The sequence below is a fragment of the Haliscomenobacter sp. genome (genome assembly GCF_965225875.1).
Classification (GTDB): Bacteria; Bacteroidota; Bacteroidia; order Chitinophagales; family Saprospiraceae; genus Haliscomenobacter.
On sequence record NZ_CBDDBS010000002.1, the window covers coordinates 2,642,721 to 2,666,224 of the forward strand.

The window sequence follows — 23,504 nt, forward strand, 5'->3', positions numbered from 1 at the left end:
TACATTTGCGTCATTATTTAAGATTAGTCTAAATAAATAAAAGACTCGACATGAGACCAGCATTTGTACTTGCTATAGCCGTTTTGTTGTTTTCGTCTTTTCTGGGCGCTCAAAGCGGGGAAATCCGTGGCACAGTTACCGACAGTGAAGGAAAAGCATCTGCTTTTGTCAACATTCAACTCAGTGAAACCCAGCAAGGGGTATCTTCGGATGTGAATGGTAGCTTTGTTTTTACCGAAATCAAAGCGGGCACTTATACCTTGATTGCTTCCTACATTGGATACAAAACCTTGACCCAAAAAGTGGAAGTGGAGGCAGACAAAGTGCTCAATCTGTCTTTGGAACTTTTTGAAAATGCCGAAACCCTCAAGGAAATTGTCATCAAGGGTTACGTGACGCAGAATGAAAGAATTGCCTCGATTGGCAAAATGGCCGCCCGGCAGATGGACCTGCCCATGAGTTTTCAAACCCTGGATCGCCAAACCTTGGAAAGTCAGCAGGCCCTGACCATGCAAGATGTGTTGATGAACACCAACGGGGTATACGTGATGGGTGCCACTGGAGGATACCAGGAAGAAATCGCTGGCCGTGGCTTTCCCTTTAGTAGCAGCAATACTTTCAAAAATGGCACCCGCTTTGTGAATTCCATGCTGCCAGAATTGAGCAGTTTGGAAAGAGTAGAAATTTTAAAAGGCGGCGCGGCCTTGCTGTTTGGGAACGTAGCCCCAGGCGGCGTGTTGAACCTGGTTACCAAAAAACCCAAGTTTGGCTTTGGAGGTGAAGTGGGTTTGCGTGTAGGGAGCTTTGGCCTGCTTAAGCCTAGCTTTGACGTATATAGAGGCATCGGCAAAGGAGAAAAAGTAGCTTTCCGCCTGAATGGTACCTACCAAACTGCCAATAGTTTCCGGCAATACGTCAATTCCGAAAGGGTGTACATCAACCCTTCCCTACTTTTTAAATTGAGCAAAAAGACGGAATTGTTGCTGGAAGGAGATTACCTGGACGATCGCCGGACCCCTGATTTTGGTGCAGGTATCATCAATTACGAAGTGATCCCCGATTACCCCCGCGATCGCTTTCTGGGCGTAAAATGGGGCTATGTCGACAGCAAACAATCGGCGGCAGCTGCTACCCTAAGCCACCGATTCAATGACAAGTGGAAACTCAACCTGTCTTCATCTTACCGCGATACCGAGCAGGAAGTTTTTGGCACTACCCGCCCCAACCAGGGAACCCTGATCAAAGCGGACGGGCTCTGGACCCGCAACATCCAGCGCAACGCCTCCACGGATAACTATTTCATTGTTCAAGGAGACATCAATGGAAGCTTCAATACTGGCCAAATTAGTCATCAGCTCCTGTTGGGTTTTGATACTGATCATTTTGTCCAACAAACCCAGCAGTATGCCCAGTTGAATGGCTACGATACAGTCAATATTTTTGAAAATCTGCCTTCCGACAGCCGAAACGATATCCCTACCTTGAAGAAAGGGAATTTTTCGGATAACCCGACCAGCCGTTATGGCGTTTTTATCCAGGATTTGATTACCCTGAGTACAAAATTTAAAGTACTGGCAGGCATCCGGTATTCCAGCCAAAAACTGGAAAGCAACGTAACCACTGCCGAAGGGCAAGTGACCACCACTCCTTCGCCCAGAGAAGGTGCATTTTCACCCCGATTGGGTATTGTTTTTCAGCCTAATTCAAATCAATCTGCCTTTGTCAGTTATTCCAATTCTTTCAGCTTCAATACCGGGGTTGACATTGAAGGAAAAGCATTACCACCTTCCATCATCGATCAGTATGAAGTTGGGATAAAAAATGAATTGTTCAAAGGAAGGGCTTCTGCCAATATTACACTTTATCAAATTTACAATGATAAACTGGCTCAGAATTCGCTGGTCAATGGCAATACGTATACTTACATTAAGGAATTGGCCGGTGCGGTGCGTAGCCAGGGCGTAGAAGTGGACTTTTCAGCCCGGGTAACTTCGAACCTGATCATCATCGCCGGGTATAGTTTTAATGAAACCAAATATGTAAAAAGCAATACCTATGTGGAAGGTAGCCTCTTGCGCTACAACCCCAACCATACCGCCAATGCAAGTATACAATACGAAGTGAGCGAGGGCACATTGAAAGGTTTGAACCTCGGGTTTGTCTCGGCCTACATTGGTACCCGTTTTGCAGGCAGATCCACCCGGGTACAGGTAGCCAATGATGCCTACCGCATTACGGAGATTTCGGATTACTTCCAGTTTGACGCCACGGCCGGGTACAATTTTTCCAAATTTGCGCTGCGCGCCAAATTGGCCAATCTATTCAACGTCCTGTCGTACAATGTTCACGACGACAACAGCGTCAACCCGATTGCTCCGCGCAATTTTTCGGCCAGTTTGACCTGGAAGTTTTAAGACTAAGATGCCCTTTTGGTGCCTGAGGTTTCTAAGGTGGCGAAAAGAAGAATATTATTTCACCACCTTAGAAACCTCAGGCACCAAAGAGGCACCTTAGCAGTAGTACATCTTGTAGAAACTTACTCGCTCCGTAGCGATTTCACCGGATTAATCGTAGCCGCCCGGATCGCCTGAAAACTCACCGTAAGTAAGGTTATCGCGATGGCACCTACTGCCGCAAAGCCAAATACCCACCAGGAAATCTCGGTACGGTACTGGTACTGTTGCAACCAGCCATGCAGGTAATAATAGGCGATCGGAGCCGCCAATACACAAGAGATCAACACCAGCAGCACAAAATCGCGCGACAACAAACCCCAAAGGTTGTTCACCGAAGCACCCAAAACCTTGCGGATGCCAATCTCCTTGGTGCGTTGCTCGGCAGCAAAAGAAGCCAGGCCAAATAAACCCAGGCAGGAAATAAACACGGCCAGCCCGGCAAAGGCCGCGGCCAGGGTACCTACCCGCTCTTCCGCTTCAAATTTTTCGCCAAAAGATTCATCCGCAAATTCATAATCAAAAGGCACTGCCGGAATGTATTTTTTGAAAGCCGCCTTCACGCCAGCCAAAGATTCAGTGGCACTTTTAGCGGGATTCAGCTTCAAATTCATCCAACTGACATTGTCATAACTCAGTAGGTAAACCGTTTGTTTCACCGGGTCATACGGCGATTGCATCACCATGTCTTTGATGACGCCCACAATGGTAAAGTCTTTATCGCCCCAGGTAATTTTTTTTCCCACCGGCTCTTTGATGTTCATAAACTTCACCGCCGCCTCGTTGATGACAAGGGAAGAAGAATCCGTGGTAAAATCACGAGAAAAATCCCGCCCCTGGGTAAACTGCCAGTTCACCGTTTTCCCAAAATCGTGGGTTACCCAAATGGTCGCAAATTCGGCATCCAGGCTGGGATCCTTTCCCTCCCAATTGAAGCCACCATTGTTGGACCACACCCCGGTTAGCGGACTGGAAGATTCGGCCATTTCTACAATGGTGCCGTTGCTTTTTAACTCATTGCGCAGTAAATCAAACTTGCCTTCAAAGTCCGGCGAGGTCATCTGAACCATGAGGACGCCCTTGTTGTCGTAGCCGAGCGGGCGATTTTTGGTGTATTGGATTTGTTGGTACACGATGATGGTGCCAATGATGAAAGTAACCGAAATGGTGAACTGCATCACCACCAGCGCTTTGCGTGGGATGGAAGCAAAACGCCCCGCTTTAAAGGTACCTTTCAAGACCTTGATGGGCTGAAAGGAAGAAAGGTAAAAGGCAGGGTAACTGCCCGCAACCAGCCCGGTGAAGGCCATAAAACCCAAACTGGCCAGCCAAAATACCGGTTGATTCCAGGGGAAGCTCATCTTTTTGTCGGCCACTTCGTTGAACCAGGGCAAGACCAGCAAAATGAACACCACCGCCAAAGCAAAAGCGAAAAAAACCACCACGAATGATTCACTGAAGAATTGCCGAATGAGTTGCCCACGTACCGAACCAACGGTTTTGCGGATACCCACTTCTTTGGCGCGTTTTTCACTACGCGCGGTGCTCAGGTTCATAAAATTGATACAAGCCAGGAGCAAAACAAAAATGCCCACTATGGCAAACAACTTTACGTACTGCATAAAACCACCCGTTTGTACGCCCTCCTCCCAGTTGGATTTCAGGTGCCAATCTTGCATTGGGTGCAGGAAAACCTCGGCTTTGAATTTTTTCTCGTCCTTGTCTACCTTATCGTATTTGACATTTTTGATCTTGGCGCTGAGCTGCGCCATGTCCACCTGATCAGCGATTTCGGCAAACAATTGGAAAGAGTTGTTGCCCCACTGGTTTTGATCACGAGCCTCTTGAACCCATTCCTGGGTAGACACATACAAGGCCCAGGGCGCAATAAAATGCAGGTCGTGAAAGGTCGTGTTGTAGGGTAAATCTGCATATACCCCACTCACCTTGACTTCCTGGGTATTGTCGATTTTGATCAATTTTCCCATCGGCTCGACTTCACCAAAAAGGGCGCGGGCAGTCGATTGAGAAATCAAAATCGAATTGAGCTCCTTCAAGCCATCATGGGTTCCATTCAGCATGTCCAAAGACAAAATTTTGGTGATGTCTTTGTCCATATAATTGCCTTCCTGGGTGATCATTTTTTCCCCATAGCTCAAAATATGGTCTCCTTGCCAGCTGGCCATGGCCAGGTATTTGAAGTTGTGGCCATACTTGCTGCGCAATTCTGGCTCCAGTGGAATCGGAATCGAAGATTCAGTGCCCTTGTGTCCATTGAAGGTTTGGTGCTGCATCACCTGGGCGATGCGATCGTAGTTGGGGTGGTGTTGGTCGTAGGACAGTTCATCCCAAATCCACAAACCGATCAACATGGCCACGGCCATACCTACGGCCAGACCAGCAATGTTGATGAAAGACGAAACCTTGTTTTTGGAAAGGTTGCGCAGGGCAATCCGGAAATAGTTTTTAAACATAGCTTGTCGGGTTAACAATTTAAAAAACTGTGCAATTAATCAACGCAGAAACATGAACTGGCGCAGGTACAAGTCTCCAGACTTGTACCATTATCAACACGTCTCTGACGTATGTTTTCTCAGTATTTTCGCATTGATCATGCATCATGAGACGCAAAAATGTTGGAACAAGTCTGGAGATCTTGTACCAGCTAAGTCCATAGATCTGACAATTTAAAACCTCCAGGCTTCAGCCTGCAAGGCGATTGAATAGCCCCAGGCTTCAGCCTGGGGATTACGGTAATCGCTCTCTTTTGGGCTTTAGCCCAACCTTTCGGCTTTATAAATATTGGGCTAAAGCCCAGATCGGGGGGCATTACGCGACCCCCAGGCTAAAGCCAGGGGCTATTCAATCATTATTCAGGCTAAAGCCTGGAGGTTTTCGATTATCTTCCAGGCTTTAGCCTGGGGCTATTCATGTCCTCCGAGCAAAATGTCCAGTAGTGTGGATAATGGCATTACCCAGGATGGCGTAAATATCTCCAGGTTTTTATCACTCACTCCTTAGCGACTTCACCGGATTGGCCACCGCCGCCCGAATCGCCTGGTAACTCACCGTCAGCAAAGTGATCAGCAAGGCTCCAACTACCGCAGCAGCAAAAATCCACCAGGAGATGTTCGTGCGGTATTCGAACTGCTGCAACCAGCCATTCAGGTAATACCAGGAAAGTGGTATGGCCAATACGCAGGAAATCAATACCAGCGCCACAAACTCTTTTGACAAAAGACCCCACACGCTCAGGATGGTTGCTCCGAGTACCTTGCGCACTCCAATTTCCTTGGTGCGTTGTTCGGCCACAAAAGAGGCCAGCCCAAACAATCCCAGACAAGAAATGAAGATGGCCAAAATGGCAAAAAAAGTAGCCAGTTTGCCCGTTCTCACCTCGTCGCCAAACTTTTGGGCGTATTCCTCATCGATGAACTGGAATTCGAACACGGAGGCAGGGTCGTTTTTGGCAAAAATGGCCTGGATTTTACCCAGTGCAGCCTTGGGACTGAGCTCGGGGTTGATCTTCATGATGGCAACATTGGGGCTTCCCGTTTCGATGTGAAAAAGGGAAGGTCGCACGGGTTGGTAGGGAGACTGCACCAGCAAATCTTCCACTACCCCGATCACCCGAAAGGGCTCATCGTTCCACTCCAGAATGCTACCAATGGGATCTTTAAAACCAATGAATTTTACCGCCGATTCATTCAAAATAAAGGCAGCTGTATCTGTAGCAAATTCCCGGGAAAAATCCCGTCCGGCTTTGATTTTCCAGCCCACTGTTTTACCGTAATCATGGGTAACGGCATTGTTGGGGAAATCTACGGCCAGATTGGGGTCTTTGCCTTCCCAATTAAAGCCGCCATTGGTATTCCACACTTCGGTGGTCGGGCTGCCCGCTCCGGTCATGGCCACGATGGCACCACTGCTTTGGAGTTCATGGTTGATGGCCTCAAAATGGGCGTGAATGGGTTCAGTAATCCCCGAATAAACCAAACCATCGCGCTCGTAACCAATGGGCCGGTTTTTGGCGTATTCAATTTGGCGAAAAACGATGATCGTGCCGATGATCAAAGTAATCGATACTGTAAATTGCAGCACCACCAATACCTTACGCGGCACTGAAGCCCAGCGCCCTACCCGGAAGGTGCCTTTTAAGACCTTGAGCGGTTGGAAGGAAGAAAGGTAAAAAGCGGGGTAGGTACCCGCAATCAAACCAGTCAGCAAACTAAAAACAATGCCAATGCTCCAAAAAAGTGGATTGCTCCATAAAATGGCCATTTTTTTATCGGCCACTTCATTAAAAAAGGGCAGCATCAGCAGAACCAGCACGATGGAAAAAACAAAAGCGAATAGGGCTACGAGCAACGATTCACTGAAAAATTGAGTAACCAGTTGGGTGCGCAGCGAGCCAATGGACTTGCGGATGCCCACCTCTTTGGCCCGCTTTTCGGAACGGGCCGTACTCAAATTCATAAAATTGATGCAGGCCAAAAGCAGTACAAATATGCCAATGATGCCAAACAACCAAAGGGTTTGAATACGTCCGCCAATGTTTTTGCCCTCCTTAAACTCTTCGTACAAATGCCATTTCGACATGGGGTGCAGGAAAACCACGGGTTTGTAGCGCGCCTCATCTTTGCTGACCCGATTCAATTTGACGTTTTTGATTTTGGCCGACACGGTGGCCATATCGGTATTGTTGGCAATTTGGGCGAAAGTTTGGGTAAAATTGCTACCCCAGGGTTCTTCCATTTCTTTCACCCAGGGGTTGCTGATTAGGTACAATTGCCAGGGCAGGATAAAGCTCAGTTCCCGGAAAGTAGAATTTAAAGGTAGGTCTTCGTACACGCCGGTTACTTTTACCTCCACCTGATTGTCTATTTTGAACATTTTGCCCATGGGATCAGCCTCGCCAAAAAAAGCCTTGGCTACCGCCGCTGACAGCAAAATCGTGTAAGGTTCTTTCAACCCATCGCGGGTGCCCCTGAGCATTTTCAGCGAAAGCATCTCAGTCACCTGGGGCTCGAAATAACTTCCGGGTTTGAGGAGTTTTTTGTCTTGATAGGCCAGGGTATGGTCAAAATTCCAGGAGGATTGTAAGACGTATTTGAAGTCACTCCCGTATTTGTCGCGAATTTCTTCCGCCATGACGGCTGGGTTAGAGACCTGTGTTTCTACCACGCCATTGTACACATTGTGTTGCATCACCTGAGCGATCTGCTCGTAATTGGCATGATAACGATCGTAGGACAATTCGTCCCATATCCACAATCCGATCAACATGGCTACAGCCATACCCACGGCAAGCCCACCAATGTTGATCAATGTAGAGGCCTTGTTTTTGAGGAGATTGCGGAATGCAATTTTGAGATAGTTGCGGTACATGGTCGGGTGTATTTTGGAATACACTCCCCAATTTTTGTACCAATAAAGCAAGTGTTTTGTTGTCAGTTTTTTATAAATAACATCTGAATTGCCTTTGTCCAATTTTGAACACCAGTGTACGGTATCCAATTGCTTGTTCATTTATGGACAATGGCTTTCCATTGAGCCCCAGGGGTAGCCCTGAGCCAGGATTGCTTTGATAAAACTAAATTTAATACAGGCTACACCTTTTTTGGAGCAATTATATGCCTACCCTGGGTCGTGTACATTATTGTCTTTCCAACACCTGCTGATCTTTCAACAATACCTCCCGCAATTTTTCGTAAGGCAGTTTTTGAGGACTGATTTTGTTGTCAATTGACAATACCGCAGCAGTAGCTGCCGATTGCCCCAAAATCATAAACACCGGTTCCATGCGAATAGAGCCATAAGCAATGTGTGAACTCGACACACAAATCGGAACCAGGAGGTTTTGGCATTCTTTGACTTTGGGCAAAATCGAGCCATAGGCAATGGAGTACGGCCGGTCCGGGTGAACTCCAATATCCCCCTCATTTTGTACGTAACCATCAGCCTTGACATAGCGCTGGGTATTGTGCGAGTCCAGCGCGTAGGAGCCCATACCCACCGGGTTGGGTACCTTGGTTTTGCCCAGGGCATCGGCTTCAGTCATCACAAATTCCCCAATCATGCGCCGGGCTTCACGGATGTAAAGTTGATGTGGCCAGTTGCCATTGTCGGTGAACTCATCCTTGGGCAGGCCCCATTGCTGCATTTTATCGCGTACATCGGCGGGCACGCGTGGGTCGTTTTGCAAAAAATACATCAGTCCCTTTTGGTACAATTCGTGGTCTTTGATGATGGCTTTGCGTCGTTCGTAGGAAGCTTCTGGGTAATCGTAATTTTTGCCAATGTAGTCAGTGCTGAAGGGGCCGTGGTTGTTGGTATCGGTTTTGCGATTGGGGATAGGATCAAATTTGTCGTAAGTTTCGCGCCAGCCACTGGCGAATACCCGGGCGTACAACTCGTAACGGGCGGGGTCGTAGCCTACTGGTTTGGGAAAGGGGATACGATTGTCCGGATGATTGCTCAAACACATGCGAAAACAATAAGCCTGAATGCGCTTGTCGCCGGAACCATAGGCACCCGCAGGCTCGGCGGACACCTCGGGCAGGAGGCCGCTGCTGGGGTCATTTTCAATTTTGTAGGGACTGATTTTAGCCTTAAAATGGTGGCCGTGTTGAAAAACTTCGGTTTGTACGCCGTTCCATTTCTCGTTGTACACCGAATTCGCTTCACGGCCTACATGGTAACTGACGCCGGCCAGTGCCATAAGGTCACCCTCATAGGTAGCATCGATGAACATTTTTCCGCTGTACTGTTTTCCGCTGAGGGTGCGAAAAGAACGGATTTTTCCTCCTTTTTTGCTGATTCCTTTGGCTGAGCGATCGAGCCATTCGTTGCGGTGTACAGTAAGGCTATACTCTTTGACAAAATCTTCAAAAACCTTTTCCGCAGCATGGGGTTCAAAAATCCACATGGTGCGGTTGCTGCCATCGATGGCGGGTGTGCCCTGGCCTTTGTTGCCGTACTCCGCTTTTTTTTGCCATACCCAGGAGTTGTCCTGCTGGTAATGTTCGTAAAGGCGGTGGTAAAACTCCCGGGAGAGCCCTCCGATGACCTCTTTGTTTCCTGTATCGGTAAAGCCCAAGCCGCCAGAAGATAGGCCGCCCAAATGGGTATCCGGCGAAACGATGATGACGGATTTGCCCATTTTTTTCACCTGTACCGCGGCGGTAATTGCAGCGGAAGTGCCTCCATAAACAATTACATCAGCTTCGTACTTAGGTTGAGCGGATAAAAAGATTGGTAATAATGCTGAGAAGAGGAAGTATAAAAACGGATATGGCTTCATTGATGGAAATTTTCAAATATGTTGGGGTAGCCCTATGTGGCTACCCTTAGGGCGGGGCAAGCACGTAGGGTTGCCCCTACGAGTCTTTCCAGCGCCAAAGGTAACGACAGGCGTAGGTGCGATAGGGGCGCCAGGCTTCCGCAATCTCTGTGAGCTGTTGGTATTGGGCTTTACCCTCCGATTCCACTTTATACAGACGGATCATCGCTTGCCGCACCCCTAAATCGTCGATGGGAAATACATCCGGGCGGCGCAGCACAAACATGAGGATCATTTCCACGGTCCATTTGCCTACCCCTTTGATGCTGCTCAACGTTTGTACCACTTCGGCATCACTGTAGTTGGACCAGTCTTTTTCAAACAATTGATGCTCAAGAAAAAAAGCGGCAGTATTGCGCATGTATTGCGCTTTTTGATTGGAAAGCCCTACGCCGCGCAGGTTTTCATGAGGCGTTTCTACCAACAATTCTGCTTTGGGGTAATCATTGGGAAAAAGGGCCAAAAATCGTTTAAAAATGGTATCAGCAGCCTTGACGGAAAGCTGTTGAGACGCAATAGATTCCAACAAACCGAAATAAACATCAGTATTGTCGGCACCATAATCTGGAAAAGCAATACCAGGAATGATGGATGCCAGGAGTGGATCACGGGAAAGGTGAGCTATAACTTGCTCTTGCATGAGTCGGGTGTTTTGTTTAAAAACTCACGCAAAATAAAACTTTATTTTTAATAATGAAAATTGATTAAACTCTTATTTTGGCCACCTGAGCTGCTTTTTGAAATTTAAGCTCTACGTACTGCTCTTTAAAACCCATCCGTTTGGCCATCATCAAGGCAGGGTGATTGGGTTTGGCGTAAATGGCGATATCACCATCAGCATAATCCACTGCTTTGTTGATCAGGTCTTCCAATAAGTTGGTTTGTGCCTTAAAATCTTCGTGTAATGCAGCAAGGACCAACAGGTTTTCAGACTTAAAACCCTGCATTCCTGTCTTATTGACGACTACACCAGCAACTATTCGATTGCCGACTGTGTAGGTGAGTACAAATCCTCCGAAAGAAGGTTTATTTTTGAGGGCATAATCCAATGCCTCTTGAATGGCGCGGTATTCGGTATCGGGAGTATGTGCCCGGAAGAAGTTGAGTAGTGCGCTATTTTCCAGTGGATTGACCCCTGAAAAAGCGTTGTACATCTGAATGGAAGGTTCCATGCCGTGAAAATGATTGAGTACGTAGATCTTGTTGCTCTCTGTTGATATGCACCAATGGGAATATTGTATCTCAATAGCTGGAAATGGAGTAAAGTGAGGCTATTTTGTCATTTGCATGTAAAATAGCTCTTTTTCGAGAATTGCAAAAGATTTAACGCTTTTTATTTTGTTGATTATCAAATATGTTAATGCATTTGTTTCAAGGGCTTTAAAAAGGCCATAACCATAATCCGATGAAACACATCTTTATTAACGCATTTTGCCTGTTTGGAATTGCCCTGGGTTTGTTTTCACCAATCCAGGCACAAAAAATAGAGCGAGAGGTACAGGAAATGCTGCATACTCAGGGGCACGCGGAAGCCATCATCATGCTGGCTGAACAAGTGGATTTGAGCTTTGCCCTACAACTCCCAAGCAAAGAAGCCAAAGGAGCTTATGTTTTTCAAAAACTAAAAGCGACTGCTGAACGCAGCCAGGCCCCCTTGTGGAAAATTTTAATTGATGCCAAACTCAGTGCCAGTCCGCTGTGGATTGTAAATGCCATCTTTGTCCCTGAGTTGGATCAGACCACGGCCACTCTGCTGGCGGCTCATCCGGCAGTACAAGCCATCATCAGCAATCCACATACCTACCTGTCGCCACCGCGAATGGAAACGGAAATTGCCAGTTTACGCTCCAGTGTGGAGTGGGGCATTGATAAAATTGGAGCTACTGCAGTGTGGGCAAAGGGGATTACCGGGCAAGGAGTGGTGATTGCCGGCCAGGATACCGGTTACGACTGGGAGCACCCTGCCCTCATCAAAAAATACCGGGGAAATGTGGAAGCCACGCCCAACCACAATTACAACTGGCACGACGGGATCAGCAAATACAATCCGCTCAACAACGACACCATCAACCCCTGTGGACTCAATTCCAAATTTCCTTGTGACGACGACAATCACGGCACCCACACGATGGGCACCATGGTAGGCGATGACGGAGCTGGCAACCAAATTGGGGTTGCTCCAGGCGCACGTTGGATTGGTTGCCGCAATATGGATCGGGGTTGGGGCAGCCCGGCCTCTTACCTGGATTGTTTTCAGTGGTTTTTGGGCCCCACCGATTTGAAAAATCAAAACCCTAATCCAAAGCTGGCCCCCCACGTGATCAACAACTCATGGGCTTGCCCTGATATTGAAGGTTGTGGACCCAACAACTGGAAGCTCATGGAAAAAGCCATCATCAATCTAAGGGCAGCCGGAGTAGTGGTGGTGGTTTCTGCGGGCAATTCTGGTAGTCAGGGTTGTGGCTCGGTAGATGATGCCCCCGCTTTTTTTCCCCAATCGTTTTCCATTGGTGCCACCAATATCAGTGATGTAATTGCTCGCTTCAGTTCGCGTGGCCCGGCCCGATGGCAAGATACAGCGGTGCTCAAGCCTAATGTTTCGGCACCGGGCCAGGCGGTGCGCTCTTCGGTGCCTGGAGGTGGGTTTGCTTCATTAAGCGGAACCAGCATGGCCGGGCCGCACGTGGCGGGAGCAGTTGCCTTGATCATTTCCGCAAATCCTAAGTTGGCTGGGCAGGTAGAAACAATTGAAACCTTGTTGGAAAAAACCGCTGTATCACTCACCGATACCATGAGCTGTTCAGGCTTGCGCAGCGATCGAAGCCCCAATCCAGTGTACGGTTACGGGCGCATCAATGTGCTGGCAGCAGTAGAAGCCGCTCAACGCATCAGCACCCCGGTGGATACCCCCAAGCAGCAAAAAATAGCGATGAAAATAAGCCCTAATCCAGTAGTAGATGGCACTGTGCTGATCGAAGTCGGCACCTTAACCGATGCGGGCAAACTGGAGGTGTTGGACCCTGCGGGGCGTTTGTTGCAACGGCATGTCTTGTCACAAGCTAATTTTCAAAGCAAAACCCTTAACTTGGAGGCTTTACCAACGGGCACCTACTTCATTCGGATTGTGGCGGGAAGTGCTTATGGGTACCAGAAAATTGTAAAAATCTAGTTGAGGAGTTGAGCAGTTGAGGAGTTTAGATCGGTCGCTGAGCGGAGCCGAAGCGTCGATCTAAACTTCTCAACTGCTCAACTCCTCAACCTTTTCAACCTCCTCAACTCATGTTCAAATCCCCCTTCCTCATTTTTTTAGGAACGGCTTTTTTGCTGCGCGTTTTTTCGTTTTTCCCATCCGTTATCAATCACGATGAATCAACTTACATTGTCATTGCAGATGCCTTATTGCGTGGGCAGACTTACTGGGTGGATGTAGTTGACATCAAGCCCTTGGGGATTTTTCTGATTTATGCGGCTTTGTTAAAAATTGGAGGGGGATCGATTTTTTTGTTGCGCTTGTTTACCGCAGTTTGGGTGGCGGGCACTGCCTATTTTTTGTATCGCGCGGCCAAAGCCTGGCAGGCAGATGAAAACGCGGCCCGCGCCAGTGGCGTGATGTACATTTTCCTGTGCTCCTTGTTTACTTTTTATGGAGTATCTCCAAATACAGAACTCTATTACGCCTTGTTCAATGCTATTGCTTTATGGCTGATTGTAAGCTATCCCCAACGAATTTGGGGTGCTCTGGGTGCAGGATTGTGCCTGGGAGCAGGTTTTATGATCAAATACACGGTGGCCTTCGACGCCCTAGCCATGGGCCTGATGTTGATCTGGATTTTTTGGCAGGCGAAAGCTCCCCTGATGCGTTTATTGCTCCAAGGTTTGTTGATGATCAGCGCTTTTTTGCTTGTCCCCCTGCTGGTGTATTGGACGTACCGCAGCTGGGGATTGGAGCAGGTGTTTTTACACTATACTTTTGGGGTAGGTGGTGCCTATCCGGCTGAACTCAGTGTAGGGAATCGGGCTTTGTTTTTATTGGATTTTTTGTTGCGTTTTTTACCAATTACCCTGGCGTTTTCCTGGGGCTTATATTGGCGGGTCAAGCCTTGGGTTTTGGCTTGTATTTGGGCGGTATGCGTTTTAGTGGCCATCAATGTGCAGGGCAAACCTTTTGGGCATTATTTTATCCAGATGATGTTGCCCGTGGCTTGGTTGGCGGGTACTTTTTATGCACGTGATTTGCCCAAACCGCGTTGGATTGCGCCCTTGTTTAGGCTGCGCAATGGCGCAATTGTACTGAGTTTGTTGTTTTTGGTCAATTTGTTTTTGCAAAAAAAAGACTACCTCGACAAGCCTGACCACGCGCAGGAAACCGCGAATTACCTGCGCCCACTTTTGTTGCCCGATGACCGGATTTACATGGGCAATTACCATCAGATTGTTTATCACTTGCTGGGTCAGGAAAGTCCTACGCCGTATGTGCATCGCTCCTTGATTTGGGAAAAACGGCACCGGGCGGTGTTGCAGATTCACTTGAGTCAAGAGTTGGCCCGAATTCAAAAGATCAATCCTCGCTTTGTAGTATTCCAGCCAGAGTTGCCAGATGAACCTGCGGCGAAGGCGTTTTTGTACCGTTATCGGGAAATAAAGAAGATACGGGATAAGGCGGTGGTGTATGAACGGCGGCCGTGGTAGGTTTTTCTTTTTCACCACCTCAGAAACTTTAGGCACTTAAGAGGCACCCAAGTAGCTCACTCAATTTGACCAAATAGGCTTCAAAGCTTTATTTCTCGGCTTTGGCTACCGTCTTTTCCACTTTAAAACTCAAACCTTTCACCCCTTCTACTTTTTCGGTCCGCATGTACTGCTCGATGCTGAATTGGTAGGTGCCAGGCTGTTCAAAAATGGCATTTTGTTGAATAGGGATTTCAAGTCTACAAGTTTTGCCACTGCATTTACCGTACCAGGCGCCGCTGCCGTCGGCCAGGTTGAGCGAGACGACTTGTTCGCGTTTTTCTTGATTGGGGAAAACGGTCTTGATTTTGACGTACAAGTTTTGGAAGGCGTATTCCGGACTGTGTTTGACCCCGATGATCAGGTTGTAGAGGAAAGTGGTGTCTTTGATCTCTACCTTGTGCTGCTGTATGGCCTGATAAGTCCAGGTATCGTTTTCGAAGGTCGTTTGGTCATTGTAGACGTAGTTGGGGCCACAAGCGCTAAGTAGGAAGGCGAGAGCTAAGCAAATGGACAAAGTTTTTTTCATAAAGATGTATTGACGACTCAAAGCGACATGTTTTAGCACAAAGGACACCAAGGAGGGCACAAAGAACACAAAGAAACGTCAACGTCTAACTTTGTGTTCTTTGTGCCCTCCTTGGTGTCCTTTGTGCTAAAAAACATTGTGAAAAACGATTTCTCACAAGCAACGATTAGCACCATTACTTATTTGAAAAAGTCGCGCATTTTTTCAAAAAAGCTGCGGTCAGACTTGCCAGGTTGTGGTTTGAAGTTGGGCAATTCCCGCATTCTTTCCAACAAGCGGCGTTCCTCGTCGTTCAGTTTTTTCGGCGTCCAAACGTTGACGTAAATCAGTTGATCACCGCGCTCACCCCGGTAACCTTGTACCGACGGCAAGCCTTTATCCTTCAAGCGGAATATTTTGCCTGCTGGAGTACCTGCTGGAATTTTGATTTTGACCTTACCATCCAGGGTAGGAACTTCCTCAGAGGTACCCAGACTGGCATCGGCAAAATTGACGAACAACTCGTAAATCACATTTTGCCCATCCCGTTGCAAGTGCTCGTGTGGTTTTTCCTCGATGGTAATCAGTAGGTCGCCAGCCGGACCACCATTGGGGCCTGTATTGCCTTTGCCCCGCATTTGGAGCTGCATGCCTTCCTCAACGCCTGCTGGGATATCGATATCGAGGGTCTCTTCACCTTCCACGGTTCCGGCACCCCGACATTTGGCACAATGGCTGGTTACCACCTGGCCGCGGCCTCCACAGGTAGGACAAGGTGTAGTAGTCGCCATTTGTCCCAGGAAGGTATTGCGCACCTGGCGTACATAGCCGGCGCCATTACAGGTGTTACAAGATTTGACCGAAGAGGAGTCTTTGGCCCCAGATCCACGGCATTCGTCGCAGGTGGTTTGTTTGCGGACCTTGATTTTTTTAGTAACCCCATTGGAGATTTCCTCCAGGGTAAGGGATACTTTGATGCGGAGGTTGCCCCCGCGTTGGCCACCACGCTGGCCGCCGCCCGAACGCCCACCAGCGCCACCAAAGAAAGAACCAAAGGGTGATTCGTCCCCGAAGATGTCGCCAAACTGCGAGAAAATATCGTCCATGCTCATACCGCCTGGACCGTAGCCACCACCGCCACCCATATTGGGATCAACACCCGCGTGGCCATAACGATCGTAACGAGCCCGTTTATCGGCATCGTTGAGTACTTCGTATGCCTCGGCAGCTTCTTTAAATTTGTCTTCCGCTTCTTTGTCTCCGGGGTTTTTATCCGGATGGTATTTCATCGCCAGTTGGCGGTAGGCTTTTTTTAAAGCTGCTTCATCAGCATTTTTTGCCACCCCAAGCACTTCGTAAAAATCGCGCTTATTCGCCATGCTTTGTTATTTGCCCACCACTACTTTAGCGTAGCGGATCATTTTATCTTTAAGTTTGTATCCTTTCTCCAAAGTATCGATCACTTTACCTTTCATTTCTTCGGTAGGTGCGGGAATTTCGGTAATGGCTTCGTGGATTTCAGTATCAAAATCTTGGCCATTGGATTCCATTGGCTCCAAACCTTGAGCAGCCAGAATGTGGTACAATTTGTGGTAGACCAATTTGACCCCTTCACTAAAGGGCTCGGTGCTGTTGGGCAACTCACTAGCGGTTTTGACCCGGTCAAAATCGTCGAGTGCGGGCAGCAGGGCTTGAATGGTGTCCTGAGCAGCGGTACGCATCAACTCAAGCCGTTCTTTGAGGGTACGGCGTTTAAAGTTGTCAAACTCGGCAGCCAGACGGATGTATTTGTCCTGCAAATCGGCGTAATCCCGTTGCGAACGTGCCAGTTGTTCCTCCACAGAGAAGTCTCCGCCGGGGGTCTTGTCTCCTTGCCCTTCGGCGTTGATGTTGTTGTCGTTTTCCACGGGTGTTTCTAAGGTTTCTTCGTTGATTTCCACTTCTTTATTTGGATCCATCACGATACAATTGTTTTTTGGAACCCTCATCAATTATCTTGCCATGTCAGAAAAAAGGGGGACACAAAGGTCAGCTTGTCAGTTTTTGACAGCATGTCATGACAAGATTTACCGAGTATGACGCAAAAAATTACTTCCTGATTTTTTTTGAGGCTTTTGAATAGGAAGCTCACTTGAAATAAAGCGTTCGACTTCCTATTCAAAACCCAAATCGGGAACTTGATTTTTCTGCCTTACTGGGTGATCCGCTTTTCTACCTCTTCAGGGCTTAGATTTACGCCAACGATCATGCCTTGGGGGTCGATCAAATAATTGCTGGGCAAGGCGCGCACCTTGTACAATGTAGCAATCGGGGAATTGAAAAATTTCATGCTGCTGGTTTGATCCAAAATGTGCAGTGGCCAATTGAGTCCATCGTATTCAATGGCTCTTTTCCAGCTTTCGGCATTCCTTTCTATGGCAATACTGACGATGTGGAACCCCTGTGCTTTGGGCAATTTTTGCCCCGAAAAACGATTGTTCAAAGCTACCCACTGAGGGTTCTCCATCCGGCAAGGGCCGCACCAGGACCCCCAAAAATCGAGCAAAACGTAGTTGCCCTTTAGGTCGGAAAGTTGAAAATTTTGATTACTGATGGTTAGCGCCTTGAAATCCAGCGCTTTTTGACCATTGACAAATTGTGGCTTTTGGTAAAAGTATTTGCCAATGTAGATGCCTGCCACTGCGATGATGAGGACGAGGACAAGGCGATCGAAAGTGATTTTCATGCAAAAAAGTTGAGAAGTTGAGAGGTTGAGAAGTTGAGGAGTTGAGGCTGCCGCAGCGATTTTGACAAGGGCTTTGTCTAAGTCGCTGCGGCAGCCTCAACTCCTCAACTTCTCAACTTCTCAACTAAAATCTATTTCTGTATTGTCTCCAATGTTCAAACTTTGCCTTAAACCCGTAATTGACGCGTCATTGCCCACCACCGAATTTTGGAGGATGATTTCCTGGATGGCGGCATAGTTGCCAATGATTGAGTCCCGTACAATGGCATTGTTGATGCGAACATTGTTGCCGATGGTAACATGTGGGCCGATGATAGAGTTTACGATTTGGCAATTTTCACCAATACTGACCGGGTGAATGATGATGGAGTTGTCAAATTCAGGCAGATTGGCCGAGGCATACCCCTTACGCCGCAACATGATTGCATTGGTTTCGAGCAATACATCTTTTTTGCCACAATTGAACCAGTTATCGACCTCAATGGTGCTGAAGCGGGTGCCTTTTTCAATCATGCGCATCAAGGCATCGGTGAGGGGAAATTCCCCATCGGTGCGGATGTTGTTGCTGATGTTGAACTCCAGTGCATCGATAAAAGACGGAACTTCCTTGAGGTGGTAAAAGCCCACCATAGCCATATTGGATTTGGGGATGCGGGGCTTTTCAATCACTTTGTTGACCAAGCCTTCCTCTCCGTATTCTACTACACCATATTCGCGTGGATCATTTACTTTTTTTACCCCCAAACTGGAATAAGGATCCTGGAGCACCAATTGAAAATCGAGATCAATGATGGTATCTCCAAAAAAAATGAATACATCATCGGCATCCCGGATCGATTCCCGGGCGGTCCAGATGGCGTGCGCAGAACCTAAGCGCAATTCCTGGTTGACAAACTCCTTTTCAATGTCGGGGTAAGCCTGTTCAACATAGTTTTTGATTTTTTCCCCCAAATAACCAATCACAAAAATAAAGTCGCGCACCCCAATGTCGATCAATTGATCGATGATGAAGGAAATAATGGGCTTACCCGCTACCGGAATTAAGGGTTTAGGCTGGGTATAAGTCAATGGCCGCAAACGAGTGCCCGCGCCTGCTACCGGAATAATGGCTTTGGTATGCATGATTTGTTTGTATCAGGACCCTAAGTAGTGGGGCAAAAAATAAGTGTTCATTTTGCCTTTGCCCAAAATAAAATGAACATTTATTTTTTTGTCGCCCCTAAGATAGTAAAATCTCAATTCCCACCCGGTTTCAGCTCGTACTGTGCAGTTTCGTTTATTTTTAACACTTTCACTTCCGTTCGACGGTTGAATTGGTGTTCTTTTTCAACACATTCTACGCCATCCTTACAATGGTTGCGGATTTGGGTTTCACCAAAGCCAGTGGTGCGAATGCGGTTGGCCGCAACTCCTTTACGCACCAAAAATTCCTTGGCCGCTTCAGCCCGGCGCTGTGACAATTGCATGTTGTATTCAGCCGTGCCCCGGGAATCGGTGTGTGCGCCCAATTCAACTTCCATGGTCGGGTATTTGAGCATCAAACGGGTCAAGGCCTCCAGGTCGCGCGCATCAGTAGTCCGAATAGCAGCTTTATTGAAATCGTAATAGATGTTTTCCATTACGATGATCGTACCTTCTGCCAGGGGCTTGCGCATCACTTCGTCGTTGGTTGGAACCAGGTGCATGCTAATGGAAAAGGAACGGCTACCCCGCACGTTTTCGGTAGAAAGTTGGGTTTGGGAGGTTTTAAATCCGTATTTCTCCGCCAGAATGGTGTAGGTACAACCCAAGTCCAGGCAATGGTCGAAAGTGCCATCCAGGTTGGAAGTGAGTAAAACTTCCTGTCCATTACAATTACTAATCACCCGGATTTTGGTGTTCGGAATGGGTTTTTCGTACTTGTCGGTCAAAGCAAGACCGCGTAAAGGAATACAGTTGATGTGGGCCATGCGCACATCCATGGTATTTTTCAGGTTTTGTGCTTTGGGGGTGAAGGGAAGTTCCTGGGTTTTGAATCCCGTTTTTGAAATCAATAAAACATACTCGCGGTTGACCGCCAGGTTGATTGTCGAAGAGCCATCTCGCCCGGTTACGGTGGTAGGGCTACCCAATTCCTCGTCGTTTTTGCGGTTGAGCCGCATGATCAGTTCTTGCGATTGATCATTGGCAGGCACCAGGGTAGCCGCATAGGTATTCCCGTCCTTTATCAAACCATCACTGGCCCGTTCAAAAACGCGGATGTTCACGTTGGGCATGGTGGCGTTGTTGTCCTCATCGATGGCGGTGATGCGAAGGGTAGCTTGAATGACGGGTTTGAGTCCTTGTAGTCCGTTGGGCGCCTCAAAGGCATAAATATCATCTTTCCCAGAGCCGCCACTGCGATTGGAGGAGAAAAAGCCACGGGTACTTTCTTTGTCCAGAATCAAACCAAAATCATCAGCTTTGGAATTAAAGGGTTGCCCCAAATTGGTCACCTTGCCCCATTCACTGCCGCTGAGATCGATCATGTAGACATCAAGTCCGCCCAGTCCCCGCAATCCGGTGGAGGAAAAAAATAAGGCACCATTGTCATGGATATAGGGAAAAACTTCGTTGCCGGAAGTATTGACCTCTGGACCGAGATTAATGGGGTCCGACCATTTGCTGCCATCCCAGTCTACAAAGTAGATGTCCATTTTACCGTATCCACCCGGCATATTCGAAGCAAAAAACAAACGGGTACCATCGTAATTCAGAGAGGGGTGCATGCAGGAATAATTGACGTTGTTGAAGGGCAGGGGGCGAACCCGCTCCCAATCGTAAGGCCCCTTAAATGCCTCATACACGCGCATGCGCACGGTGTCGTCTTTGCCAGCTTGGGGCACCCCTTTACTGATGTTGTTGCGACTGAAGAACATTTTATCAGAGCTTTTGGTAAAACTCACTTGTCCTTCATGGCGGTCCGAATTGATTTCAGCAGAAAAAGGAGCTGGATGGATGGGCATACCGTCTTCATCAAAATCGGCGTAGTAGAGCTCAAAGTAAGTCTCTCCGGTTACTTTGTCTACCTCACCTGTACGTTTGCGGGAAGAGACAAAAACCATCCCATTGCCATAAAAGGCGGGAGAAAATTCAAGTGCCGCGCTGTTGATGCGGTTGCAGTTTTTGACCGTGACCGTGTTCTGGGCCAAAAGGTCGCTGCTACAAAAAAGAGAACAAAAGACTAGGAAGGTAAATATTCGCTGCATAGTTAAGGGATTGATAACGCGGATAAATTGGTACTGCTAACAAGATAACGAAAAAATAAGATGTTTTAATGCCTTGTTTTGAGCATTAGTCCGCCTGCAAAAATAAGCGCAATATCGTTGATGAATGACACCAATGCACAATGAAAAAATCGAGATATTGTCGGGTAATAATCCAATGGGGCGATAAAAAAATAAATTGTTCATTTTGCCAAAGGATTAGATGAGTAAACGTTTCATTTCAAGTGCCTTATCTAATCCTTGGGCTCAAGAAAAATGAACATTTATTTTTGCCCAACTACAATACATTGATGTCAGCGGTAAAAACCCTCGTTACGCCCCTGGACTGGGGCCTCGGCCACGCTACGCGCAGTGTGCCTTTGATTGAACAAGAGCTAACCATGGGGCATGAAGTACATCTGGCTTCCAATGGGCGCGCACTGGCTTTTTTGCGGCAAACTTTCCCGGATTTGCCCTGCCACGAGCTGCCAGATTATGCGGTTACTTACCCGAAAGCCAACTTGTACTGGCCCATGCTGCGGCAGATGCCCAAGATTTTCCTGGCCATCATGCGTGAATACAGGGTGGTACAAGCTTTGCACCAAGAATTCCATTTCGACCGGGTCATCTCCGACCAACGTTTTGGGTGCTATATCCCGGGGGTTTTTAATGCTTTTGTTTCGCATCAAATTCACTTGCCGGCCAAACATTGGTTCGGAGGGCGTACGGTGCAATCGGTCAATGCCTTTTGGATTCGGACGTACTTTCAGGAATCCTGGATTCCAGATTGGGAAACATATCCTGGCTTGGCGGGAGATTTGAGCCATCCGCCTTTACGAGGGGTCAAAACCCGGTATTTGGGGCCTTTGTCGCGCTTGCACAAAATGGAGGCTCCGATTCAATACCGCGTTGCATTTGTCCTCTCTGGCCCCGAGCCACAACGCAGCATTTGGGAGGCACAGATTCGGGAGCAAGTGCGAGATTTCCCGGATGAGCATTTTTTCCTGCTACAGGGCAAACCGGAAGTGCCTTTTTTTCAACAACAAGAGGGTAACCTTACTGTAGCACCCCATCTGGATACAGCGGGCTTGTCGTTGCTTTTTGCCCAAGCTGGCCTGATTGTTTGCCGCTCGGGGTATAGTACCTTGATGGATTTGGCGGTTACGGAGCGGCCAGCATGGTTGGTGCCTACGCCGGGGCAGCCGGAGCAGGAGTATTTAGCGCGGAAGTTGGAGGTGGAGGGGAAATTTCCTTGGTCTAAACAAGAAGATTTTGAGCTGGGAAAATGTTTTTAGTATTTTTCTAGCCGCTAGTTCAAATCTTACCGGCTAGTTAAAGTCTACCGCTGGTATGCAAGACTTCTTGAGCAAGTTACTTGTACCAGCGGGTTACTTTCGTTTAGCTTCGTATTTCAAGGCATTGTCTAAAGCTTTTGAATAATTAAATCTCTCATGTTTCAGATATGCCTGAAATTGCTGAAACAAGATTAAATTATTTACAGTAATGCTATTTTTATTGTTATTATTTTCCAATAAAAATTCATTAAGAGCGGTCGAGCATATTGAGTTAGATTTTGACTCTTCGTTAACCGCCGTATTGATTATATAAGCAAAATCTGCATAGTATTCAATAGGACTATAAGCTAATTTTTTTAAAACCGAATCCGATTTTATTCTGCTTTGAACACCTTCAAAACATATTTCCATGTCCGAATGCTTAGTTGCACAGTTTGTTAAAATGAACAAAAAGACAATTAAGAAAACTTTTGTGCTCATCACTTAATGATTTATTTTGATTCTTCAATTTTCCCCGATATTCCAAGTCTTCCAACCACAACTAAAAAATATCGTGCTACCGCTAGTACAAGTCTCCAGACTTGTATCATTATTTGCACGTCTCCTGATGTGTGTAATCAAAAGAAAATGAGTTATTTACTCTTTAAAAGCCAGCCTACTCCAACCAAAGACTTGTAATTTTCGTTATACATCGTGCATAATTTTGCGTCTGGAGACGCCCGGATGCTGGTTCAAGTCTGGAGACTTGAACCAGCGATAGCGCAATGTTTTTAGCTGATTTTGAAGAGCCTAGTCTTCCGAACACTTATGCCGGCGGGGTTATTTCCCTGAGGGTTCTGTGTGATGGCGGGGAGGTTTACCTTGCCAGCCATCTTCCCAACCTTCTTTTACATCTTGCCAATTGCTCAGTATCGACGTGAGTACAATGCCCAAAATAAAGCCAATGACGGCAGCTAAAGTAGGCGAAATGTTTTTTTTACCAGCTTTCGTAAGGTCTGCGGAGTCCTGGGTTTGATCTAATTGTGTCATAAGGTGTAATTCAGATTGATAAAAGTTCGTTTTTTGTTTTCTTCAAGGCCTCTGCACTTTTGGCAATGCCCCACCTGGTTGCATTGTTTTGCAGTTCTTGCAAATATATGTCGGTAGAAATTTCTAATCAAGGCACTTTTGCATGTTTTAGACCACCCCAAATTTTAAGAATTGCCCTAAAAGTATATCTTTGAATACCT

Annotated in this window: 17 protein-coding genes; 4 read left to right on the plus strand and 13 right to left on the minus strand. The window is 47.3% G+C overall.

Annotation, left to right across the window (positions count from 1 at the left end):
• The first annotated feature begins 50 nt into the window (after window positions 1-50).
• A complete protein-coding gene (locus ACO08K_RS13200; protein ID WP_421796873.1) occupies window positions 51-2,414 on the plus strand; it encodes a TonB-dependent siderophore receptor in 2,364 nt (787 codons plus the stop codon).
• A 122-nt stretch (window positions 2,415-2,536) separates the two neighbouring features.
• Here ACO08K_RS13200 and ACO08K_RS13205 read toward each other — a convergent pair whose 3' ends face one another.
• From ACO08K_RS13205 to ACO08K_RS13225, 5 genes are all read right to left on the minus strand, one after another.
• The gene (locus tag ACO08K_RS13205) at window positions 2,537-4,927 is read right to left on the minus strand and encodes an ABC transporter permease (protein WP_421796874.1); all 2,391 of its coding nucleotides are present in this window, start codon (window positions 4,925-4,927) and stop codon (window positions 2,537-2,539) included.
• A gap of 532 nt (window positions 4,928-5,459) precedes the next feature.
• Window positions 5,460-7,841: an FtsX-like permease family protein gene (locus ACO08K_RS13210; protein ID WP_421796875.1), complete on the minus strand. Its 2,382-nt coding sequence runs from the start codon at window positions 7,839-7,841 to the stop codon at window positions 5,460-5,462.
• Window positions 7,842-8,109: 268 nt separating this feature from the next.
• Window positions 8,110-9,756, minus strand: a complete 1,647-nt coding sequence (locus ACO08K_RS13215) for an FAD-dependent oxidoreductase (protein WP_421796876.1) — start codon at window positions 9,754-9,756, stop codon at window positions 8,110-8,112.
• A 76-nt stretch (window positions 9,757-9,832) separates the two neighbouring features.
• Entirely contained in the window at window positions 9,833-10,435 is a 603-nt protein-coding gene (locus ACO08K_RS13220) for a DNA-3-methyladenine glycosylase family protein (RefSeq protein ID WP_421796877.1), read from the minus strand.
• A 64-nt stretch (window positions 10,436-10,499) separates the two neighbouring features.
• On the minus strand, window positions 10,500-10,967 hold the full coding sequence (locus tag ACO08K_RS13225; RefSeq protein WP_421796878.1) for a hypothetical protein: 468 nt from the start codon (window positions 10,965-10,967) through the stop codon (window positions 10,500-10,502).
• 233 nt (window positions 10,968-11,200) lie between these two features.
• Between ACO08K_RS13225 and ACO08K_RS13230 the strand changes: the two genes are divergently transcribed.
• A complete protein-coding gene (locus ACO08K_RS13230; RefSeq protein ID WP_421796879.1) occupies window positions 11,201-12,964 on the plus strand; it encodes a S8 family serine peptidase in 1,764 nt (587 codons plus the stop codon).
• 110 nt (window positions 12,965-13,074) lie between these two features.
• On the plus strand, window positions 13,075-14,484 hold the full coding sequence (locus ACO08K_RS13235) for an ArnT family glycosyltransferase (RefSeq protein WP_421796880.1): 1,410 nt from the start codon (window positions 13,075-13,077) through the stop codon (window positions 14,482-14,484).
• Between the two features lie 88 nt (window positions 14,485-14,572).
• On the opposite strand, the gene ACO08K_RS13240 is transcribed toward ACO08K_RS13235, so the two are convergent.
• From ACO08K_RS13240 to ACO08K_RS13265, 6 genes are all read right to left on the minus strand, one after another.
• Window positions 14,573-15,052 carry a gliding motility lipoprotein GldH gene (locus tag ACO08K_RS13240; RefSeq protein WP_421796881.1) on the minus strand — a complete coding sequence of 160 codons (480 nt, stop codon included), beginning with the start codon at window positions 15,050-15,052 and terminating at the stop codon, window positions 14,573-14,575.
• Between the two features lie 179 nt (window positions 15,053-15,231).
• Window positions 15,232-16,410 (minus strand): molecular chaperone DnaJ, encoded by a 1,179-nt coding sequence (dnaJ, locus tag ACO08K_RS13245; RefSeq protein WP_421796882.1) that lies wholly within the window; start codon window positions 16,408-16,410, stop codon window positions 15,232-15,234.
• Window positions 16,411-16,416: 6 nt separating this feature from the next.
• The gene (locus tag ACO08K_RS13250) at window positions 16,417-16,989 is read right to left on the minus strand and encodes a nucleotide exchange factor GrpE (RefSeq protein ID WP_421796883.1); all 573 of its coding nucleotides are present in this window, start codon (window positions 16,987-16,989) and stop codon (window positions 16,417-16,419) included.
• Between the two features lie 233 nt (window positions 16,990-17,222).
• Entirely contained in the window at window positions 17,223-17,756 is a 534-nt protein-coding gene (locus ACO08K_RS13255; protein WP_421796884.1) for a TlpA family protein disulfide reductase, read from the minus strand.
• A gap of 120 nt (window positions 17,757-17,876) precedes the next feature.
• Complete coding sequence (locus ACO08K_RS13260) at window positions 17,877-18,878, minus strand: sugar phosphate nucleotidyltransferase (RefSeq protein WP_421796885.1); 1,002 nt, start codon at window positions 18,876-18,878, stop codon at window positions 17,877-17,879.
• A gap of 113 nt (window positions 18,879-18,991) precedes the next feature.
• Window positions 18,992-20,983, minus strand: a complete 1,992-nt coding sequence (locus ACO08K_RS13265; protein ID WP_421796886.1) for an OmpA family protein — start codon at window positions 20,981-20,983, stop codon at window positions 18,992-18,994.
• A 308-nt stretch (window positions 20,984-21,291) separates the two neighbouring features.
• On the opposite strand from ACO08K_RS13265, the gene ACO08K_RS13270 reads away from it, so the two are divergent.
• Window positions 21,292-22,275: a glycosyltransferase gene (locus ACO08K_RS13270; RefSeq protein WP_421796887.1), complete on the plus strand. Its 984-nt coding sequence runs from the start codon at window positions 21,292-21,294 to the stop codon at window positions 22,273-22,275.
• A gap of 93 nt (window positions 22,276-22,368) precedes the next feature.
• Here ACO08K_RS13270 and ACO08K_RS13275 read toward each other — a convergent pair whose 3' ends face one another.
• Both ACO08K_RS13275 and ACO08K_RS13280 read right to left on the minus strand, forming a co-directional pair.
• Window positions 22,369-22,686, minus strand: a complete 318-nt coding sequence (locus ACO08K_RS13275) for a hypothetical protein (protein WP_421796888.1) — start codon at window positions 22,684-22,686, stop codon at window positions 22,369-22,371.
• Between the two features lie 408 nt (window positions 22,687-23,094).
• On the minus strand, window positions 23,095-23,304 hold the full coding sequence (locus ACO08K_RS13280; RefSeq protein WP_421796889.1) for a hypothetical protein: 210 nt from the start codon (window positions 23,302-23,304) through the stop codon (window positions 23,095-23,097).
• Between the last annotated feature and the right edge of the window lie 200 nt (window positions 23,305-23,504).